2 protein-coding genes are annotated in these 8,712 nt (G+C 37.1%); both read left to right on the top strand.

Features of this window, described 5'->3' with window-relative positions; all coding sequences use genetic code 11:
- Positions 1-485 precede the first annotated feature (485 nt).
- The gene (locus NEOC95_RS02460; protein ID WP_213151285.1) at positions 486-704 is read left to right on the top strand and encodes a hypothetical protein; all 219 of its coding nucleotides are present in this window, start codon (positions 486-488) and stop codon (positions 702-704) included.
- A gap of 79 nt (positions 705-783) precedes the next feature.
- Complete coding sequence (locus tag NEOC95_RS02455) at positions 784-8,166, top strand: hypothetical protein (protein WP_213151284.1); 7,383 nt, start codon at positions 784-786, stop codon at positions 8,164-8,166.
- The last annotated feature ends 546 nt before the right edge of the window (positions 8,167-8,712 follow it).

The following is an 8,712-nucleotide window of genomic DNA, read 5'->3' as shown; positions in this document are numbered from 1 at the left end:
CGCCAGGTGTTTTTACGTTCTGCTTTGCTCATTAACCCCCATGTATATTGCAAAGCCACTTGTCTAGCTTCTTCTCGACTAAAAAAAGGCCTTAAAAATAAAGCTAGCTCTTCTTTTTTTTGTTTTATAGTTTGGTTTATTGCTTTCAATTCCATCCCTCACCTCCCTATTTAACAAATAAAATAGCATACTATATTTTTTATTACCACTGTAGTACTAGGCTTGACTTATCAAAGCAAAAGCTTTAGTTGCTTTTTTACTAAGTTGGTCTTATTAAATATCCATTTTACTTTTTATAGCAGCGATTGCCTAAATAATTGCACCTTAGCTGCTGCTATAATCAAAAATAATATTTAATTATTGACAGTTTTTTAGAGGTAGGTAAATATGGCAACTTTTCTTATTTGTAAATGCAACAAGCTCAAATGAACTCAAGTAATGCATATGCTCACCCCTCTATAACAGGAATTGAAAAAATAAATTTTATGATCCCAAATCTTTTTCCTGCTTATTGTGATCCTACCTCTAACTTTATTATTACTACCCTGGAAAAAGAAGGTCTAAATTCATACTATTACCTTGTTATTCAACAAAAATTGCTTAGACTTATTTGGAAAAGCAAACAGGTAAAAAGTATAGATGCCTTTGATATTGAGCAGAAAAGCTATTTTGTAGATAGCGAAAACAAGATGTGCTCTTCCTAAGAGAGTTTCAAGGAAAGGTAATTCATATTTTAGAAGAACTAAAATCAAATCGAGCTATCGTCTTTAAAGGAGAAACATCATGATGCATTCAATTCAGTCTATCCCTGGTTACTACATTCCACCTACCTCTGTTTCTCCTAACTCAGTAGAAAGAATGTGTGTTAGGGGGACTACGGACCCTCAAATCTGCGAAGATAGTCTCAACTTTAATCCTCAAGAAGTACCTGGAAAAATTGCACATAACAGCAATCCCAATTCATGTTATGTGGCGGTGTTGTTAAATACAATTTGCGATGAGAATTTAAAAACTTTGTTCAACTTTCCCCAAGCAGCTGAGAAGACGAAAAGCTTAAGTAATGAATTTAAGGAAAAGATTGGGGAAATAATACGAAAGCATCAATCTTTGGAAGAAGCAATAATAACTGAAAGACATGAATTATTAACAAAATTGAAAGAAAGAGAAGGCAGGAGTAGCTTATCCGAAAGAGAACGCGCCATTCTCGATTGCTTAGAGCCCCTCCTTCAACAAATGGAGCAGGAAGAAGAGATTGAAGAAACATCTACCACACGGCAAATGGTTAACAAGATTGTAAATCTAATAAGAAATGAAATCGCAGACGATCTTCAAGGGGTTATAGCGCCCTGTATCCATAAGATTAATCAAGGATCGATGGTGCATTATCAAGCATGTCATGAAGGGGTTGTAAGCTTAGAAGAGATATCACAAATTCAAGCAGTCTTAACACGCTATAACTTTATTGAGCGCGATTCTTCATCGAATGAGGACCCTATGGATATCTTAGGCAAGGTTCTGGAATACGTAGCTCCAACTTTTACATTGATTAAAGGTATACAAATTCAACATTACAATTTAGACGAAGTGGCTGAAGCCGAAATTAAAGAAGTAACTTTGAGCTCAAAAGAGTTAGGGCCTTCAGGCTTAATCACTGCGGATAAAGAAGGTAAATCAAGCATACATATATCAGATAATACCGTTACACTGAGTAGCCAAACTGGCCAAATTGATCTTTTGCAAGCACTTAATCAGTATTTAACCGATTTCTCAGAGAGTGACGTAAAAGCGGTTTATGTGCCCAAAGAAGGATGTGAGAATACGTATTTAAAGTATCCAAATGTTAGGCTCATCAAAACTACTAAAACTTTTCTTGAAGTGCCTTCAACATTGATTTTAGAGGTATCAGGAAGTTTTGATTCAAGGGCAGTCGAGGCTCTTGAAACCCATGTGACTTTTCAGGAGCAGATGCAAGTGACTAGCGAGGATGGCGTCCTGCATTATTACGTATTGCAACAAGTCAATTGTCATCAAGGCCAACATGAATATGTCTATCTAAAGCGCCATAATACATGGTATCTATCAGACGATATGCACCCTGTGCGAAAAGCTACGATAGAGCAGGCCTCGTTGGATGCTATTAATATTTGCCAGTACGGCAGGACGTTTATCTATAAGAAAGTTGATAAAGAATTTTTTGAAAAGATCGGAAATCAGGTATATCAGCTTTCGTCTTCCAAAGGTATTGAAAACTCAGATGCAGATAATATAAGTTTGCAGCAATTGCAAGGGCGTATTCAACCCTGTAAACGATTGGCTGATTCTAAGCTACTATCTCTATCGGTTTCTCCTTCTGCAAGTGCTGAAAATTCAGCTCAAGATGATATGGTATCGCAGCAATTAGAAGGGCTTATAAAGATTTGTAAACAATTGTCTGATCCTAAATCAGCATCCCTACAAGCCTTGCTAGAATTATCATGGGGAATTGGAAGTATTCCGAAAGAAAAGAAATTTTCAAAAAAATGGAGCGACTTCATTTTAGAACGGCATTGGCTACTTTTGGAAGATATTTCTCGGCAAATTGCCAATAGATTTCCAAAATATCCTAACCTCAGTTCGTATTATAAAAACGAATCTCAAAAACTTGTATCTCAATTTTTAGGAAGCGCAAAAATCCTTGTAACCATATTTGTGACCTTAAAGGATATAGAAAATAACACCCCCACACCCTTATCATCAGAAGCACCTGAGAAGCTTTCCGCATTGCACGAGATCGAAACCTTGTTTTACCCTGATTTTGACACTTTTGTTTTGGAACAGGTTGAACGCAATATTCAAGTTGTAAAAACTGCTTTAGATTCGCAAAGCCCTGTCAATTGGCTCAGAGAAGATGACATTCATATTAAAGCTCTATTCCGCACCATCGAAGTTATTGGAGAAGCCTCAAAAATACTCAGCGAAAAAGCCAGACAACAGCTTCCCACGCTGATGATTAGTATTAACGAAAAGAAAGATAAGCCGCTTTGGGGGAAACTGAGAAATCAACTGCATCACAATAAAAGCCGAAGCTGGGATATCGCAAAGCTAGCGCCAGAAAAATGGACTGATTTATTGACACAACTACTTCCGCAGCTTGAAAAGGAGATCACTAACTATAAACAGCACACTCTGGTTCCTAACTCCCATACAACGCAATCCAAACTAATCGATATTAAAATCTTGGAAACTCTAAGTATGCTTTGTGGGCAAGAGCAGTTTCGTGATGTCCGTCGTGTATGGCATCAAATAAAGGACGATTTTAGTACAGAGCCGACCGTCTTAAAACGTATACTATTTGGCCTTGAAAATGTGGAGAAAAATCATTTTCCAAATATATGGGAGAAATATGCCTACCCCAATCTCAACCCTAAGGCCAATTTTGATAAAAACAAAAGTCTGGTTTTCGAAATGCTTCGAATTGGAAGAGAAAACTTAATTAAGGATTCTGACATTACAAGATTGATGCCGTCTGCAGGAATTCGGGACAAAAACAGCGCTGTTGCTGAGATGAAAAATTTATTAAGTTCAGTAAGCCAAGCCAATGACCCTAAGAAAAATAAGGAACTGGCCAGAGCTTTTGAGAATCTAGCTGATCAATTTGTATTTTTAAAGTTTGAAAGTATCTCAGCCAAGAAGGATAAAAAAAACTCTAACAATACAGAGCCTAAAGGAATTCTTACACGTGATGCTGAAAAAAATGAAGCACTTAAAAAACTCATGTCTCAGCGGTTGAGCCAGGTCAGTCCTTTCCAATTGTCAGAGACTACCTTCAAAAACCCAGATCAATCTCTCACTGAATACGGTAATTTACTAAAATTCTACGTTAAACTAAAACACCATCATCTCTCTCAACTCATTGAAAAAATGAAAGAGTTATTAAAGAAAATCCTAGCTGGTTGGCCAGAGGATAACCTTAACGACTCTAATATTTCTAATCTAGGAACACCAGCCAAAGGTAAATCAGACCCAAAAAGCACTTTTATAAAGTATTTGAAAGAATTCCAAGCAGAAGAACATCTTGTTCAATTACCTATTGAAAGTAATTTGACTCAACTTGTAGGAAATCTAAAAACGTTTCCAGCTAATAGAATTGCCTATCTCCGTTCAACAAATAATTCGACTAGTTTATCAAAATTAATCGAGGAAATAAACGAGGACAAAAGCACTTGCATTAAGGCTATCCAAAGGTTGAACTTGTTTTTAAGCCAGATTATATGCAATGAACCATACATTCAGAGCCGGGTTAAAGCTGACTTTATCACTACTATAAAGTTATTCGAAACAATCGGACAAGTTACGACTCGCGATAGGGAAAAAGCTAAACAAGATCTCCAGACTATTGAGAAGATTTTTACGCGTTTTGCTTTTACAGATACAACAACTTTTATTGAGAAACTGGACGCGGCTCAAATCTCTCATTCATTTTCCGCTAAAGCTTCTAGCTTAAATTCGCTTCGTATGAAAGTTTTATCAAGCTTTAAAAGCCAAATTGAAACAGACTTGGAAAATAAAGTTGATGAGCTTAGCAGAGAAGCCGAAGCTGAACTTAGTATACTTTATGTCCGAAAGGCTTTAACTCTCAACGATATAGAGTTTGCAGTTTTTAAAATAACAGGGGTTGAAGCAAAGCGCCATGTTGCCTTGCTTAGAGATATCTATCGCGCTGGGCTGGACGAACATACTTCTGATTATCATAAAATGCTATTGGCCTGGGGAAATATCGAACGAAAAATTACTTGTCAAAGATTATCGGCTAAGAAGCTAAGCAAAGTGCTTCAATGGCTACCATCAGATGATGAAATCAAAAATGATGAGAAACGCAAAGTAGCTAAAAAAAATCTTATTGCTTATTTGAATGGTTTTAAAGGATTTGGGGAACTTAATCTAGGCAATTTACCACGTTTTGAACACGGGTATGAAAAAATTAAAGTTTTCAGAGTCTTTTTGAAAAAGGAATTTTTTTCTGCCTTTCCTACTCTCAAAGATAAAAAAGACGAGCTGATCTTTTATTTTAAAATTGCTTACAAAATCGTTGGTGATCAAACTAAAGCTGAGCATTTTTCAAAACTTTTCGTACGTAAAATTGGCAAACTTGGTACGACTTTTTCTCGAATTCTCAAATTGGAAGAGAAGAACCCCTCTTCGTCAAGTAAGGGCATCCATCTTCTGAGCGCCGAATATGAGATGCAGGACATCGGAGAATTGGCCCAGCTTATTACCGATCGGCCATCATTATGGAATCATGGACGCCATATCCTATCTCCCCAGCACCTTCTGTGGCTCAGTATAATGCGAAAAATGATGGCACATTATCCCCTGATGTTAGCTCCTCACGCCATGCGTTGGAATCTCGAATATTTGGCATTCGATACTAATAGCATCCTTTCTAACAGCAATCCTATTTCTTTTGATCTTATATCAGTCGAAAAGCCAAAACGGAATTCGATGATCAGCCATGATCTTGGGGAAAAGATATTTGATATTAAGGATCATTTGGACCGCTTGAATTTGAGCTTAAACCTGGACATTTTACATCCTTCGTTACACACACCTTATCAGGATTACCTTCATCCGTTTGGTGATTTAGCTCTAATGGTTTATCCAGGCCAAGTAAAGCAGTCAAAAGTAGATTTCATTCATGCTGTGATGGAGCTTGAGCTAATATTAAACTACGAGCTAGATGCCAAAGTAAGTGTTATTGGAGGCTGGGAAGAAGAATTCATAAATATTCCTTCCGAGAAATATATGCCGCAAGAATATTTGATGAAAATGATAAAAGAGAAACAACTAGTAGATAATTGGATTCTCAGCATAGATGCCTACAAAATTTTTCTTAATAAGCCTTGGTCATCTGTTGTCTACAAGTCTGGCCTTATGGTGACACGAGGTGATTTCGAACTTTATCATGACCTAGTATTTTTCTTAAAAGTACTTGAATTTCAAGTGGGTCAAGATGATTTAAAGCAATTTTTAAATCAGCCTCATTTGAAATTTCATATCTACAGTAGGTTGGCTAAACAGCTGCCTCATGCCAACGCTTGTTACTCCGAAAGTACGTTATTTAAGTGGATCTGCTGCCTGTTTGAACGATTTTGCCCTCCTGGGGTGGTTCCGCACCATCCAGTCTGCTTGCCGAAAGCATACAATAATGGGCGCCCGCTCATTACTATGCTGGATAAGCACGGCAATGGACTGCAGCTCATGCCAGAAAATAGGGAGGAGGGGGAATACTTGGAGGATGAGGCCGATGAAACCGGTAAAAACTTGTACTATAGAGATAATAAACGTTGGGATTTCTTAAATGAACGGTCACTTTTAGATCCTTCCATGCCAGCCAAGGCTTCAGAGCTCATCATCTTAGCCGAGTATGCGGCGTCTGTTCTTACACATCATGCAACTTATATTCAAGAAAAACTCCGCCCTGAAAATGGGCTAGATCGACCGCTATTTAGCCAAGTACAAAGCATTCGAGTTAAGGATCCCGAGCTTGGAGAAAAACCTAAACGCTTAAGTTACGTCGCTCCTGATATCGAGCAATTAATTGCTATTGAAGCAAAAGATTTAGGAGATAAGATTATTAAAATGGTAAATGAGTTTTCTATGCAGCATGGAAAGAAGTTTTGTTCACTGATGCTGGATTGGATGAAAGTAGATAAAGAAATTCAGCAAGTTGCCCAAGGCTATTATGAGGAAAATCGCCCGCGTCTGAGAAAGCTCTACACCCAGATGGATGACATCTCTCAGGGCGTCTTTGATGATTTATATTTCGGTAATGGGTTCAAATGGGGCAACTTTCCGTGTGTGAATAATTTTCGAATATTTCTGGACCGCATTCATCTGGAGACCAATTCGCTTAATGTTGACGACAGTGCTGGACGGCCGCAGGTGAGCGGTAATTTCAGCGACAATTTTAAATTGCTTGTTAATGAGAGCGACGTACAAGAGTCTTTATTGCAGTTGATGAAAGAACGTGAGTTAACTATGCATTTCTTGGTCAAATTCTTCCCTAGAAGATTCTCCAATTTCCGAAGTATTGAGGATGAAATTAATTTCTATTATACGAAATGGGATCGACTTTTCAGGATGGTAAGTAGTCCAAAGGTATTTGAAGCGCTTAAGAAAAATATTTCCTCCCTTTTTAATAAAGAAAGCCGGGCGGCACTTCATTCAGAGCTGACGCAGGATTTTCAAGACCAATATAAAATCGCCTCTAAGGAATACAGTGTTGCCAACTCTGATGGCCAAAAAATTTGCCTTTATGATGCTAGAGTTTACTTCGAGGGAAAAAACGACATGAATCAGGCTAAACAACAGCATGAAAATTTTATGAAACTTCAGGCCAAGCCGGATCTCAAAGATAAATTTTTAGAAGAGTGGGAAGAACAATATGGCGAGCCACTCAAGCCTCTCTTGTACAAGAATCTTATTGTAGAGGCTAGAGAAGCCGTAAGCACTATCCTCGGTAGCAATAAATTATTTAATCCTAATTTTGACGATGCTCCGAATTATAGCATGTATTGGACGTTTATGGAAGAGAACTACTCGGTTCGTATGCGTATGTTTGTTTTCATAATTACTAGTGGACTAAAGAGAAGTTTTAAGCATTCTATTTTGGAGGGAATGACTTTTCAAAAAATTTGGGATAATCCTGTAAAACGACAATTGCTTGAAAAAAATAAGAGAATGCATAAGCTAATTAAAGCATATATACCCTTTTTTGAATTGGAAAACACTTTGTCGGATTTGTCTCACTTTCTAAAATCGCAATACAATACATATGTCAACCTGCTGAGAGAGAAGGAAAACGCCGAACAGCTGAAAAAAGAAGATTGGGTTCTTTCGCACTATAATAAACGGCTCAAGTATGTTCAATATCGCTTTGAAAAAGTATATTTAAGATTTAAAGATACGCTTGATAAAATTGCTAGGGCAGACTTCTTTAATATGCTAAAACTTTGGGTGAAGCGAAAACATTTCTTGGAAAATAATGGAGAGTTATTGTCTGACGGTGAGCAAAAAGAACAATCGTTAGAGATGCTATTTGGAGAGAATGCTATTACTACTCAGGAGCTTAATGAAGCCTTTAAATTATTCATGGTCAGCAGTTATAGCTTAAGAAAAAGCTTGTAAGAATAAAGAGTTTATATGAAATAACCTTGTAGACTTTAGGAGGATTTAATCATAGGTTTACATAATGAAGGCATGGATGCTTGCTTTTTAAGTGATAAAGCATGTAGGAGAAAGTAATACTATTTAAAGAAATTAAGATCATATTTTCCTGCACAAGAGCTGTTGAAAACATATAAAAGCACAGCAAAGTGTAGTAAGAGGATTTAGATTCTTGAAAAGCCCCTATTTCCTAGTCTCTTCTTTCTTTCTAAAAAAGCCAGAAATAATTGAAACCCTTTTAATGGTAATGATTCTATGCCTTTTGGTCTATTCTGCCCTTAAATATAAAATTCGAGAAAAATTGCGAGAAAGTGGTGAGAACTTTTTGAATCAGCTTTAGAGACCTACTCAAAAGCCAACCATACATTGGATGTTTTTCTGTTTCCTAGGCCTATATATGGCCTTTGTTGACCATAAAAAATTGTAAATTATACCATTTAAACGAACTCCGTAAGTAGCAGCTATTGAGAATTGCAAACAGCCTTTTTCTAAATTCAAATAAGGAGG

The sequence above is a fragment of the Neochlamydia sp. AcF95 genome (assembly GCF_018342455.1).
Classification (GTDB): domain Bacteria; phylum Chlamydiota; class Chlamydiia; order Chlamydiales; family Parachlamydiaceae; genus Neochlamydia.
This window is presented reverse-complemented; position numbering and strand designations above follow the sequence as displayed.

Bases quoted from the DNA above. Each gene is read 5' to 3' on its own strand.
- NEOC95_RS02455 (WP_213151284.1), top strand. From the start codon at position 784: ATGATGCATTCAATTCAGTCTATCCCTGGTTACTACATTCCACCTACC.
- NEOC95_RS02460 (WP_213151285.1), top strand. From the start codon at position 486: ATGATCCCAAATCTTTTTCCTGCTTATTGTGATCCTACCTCTAACTTT.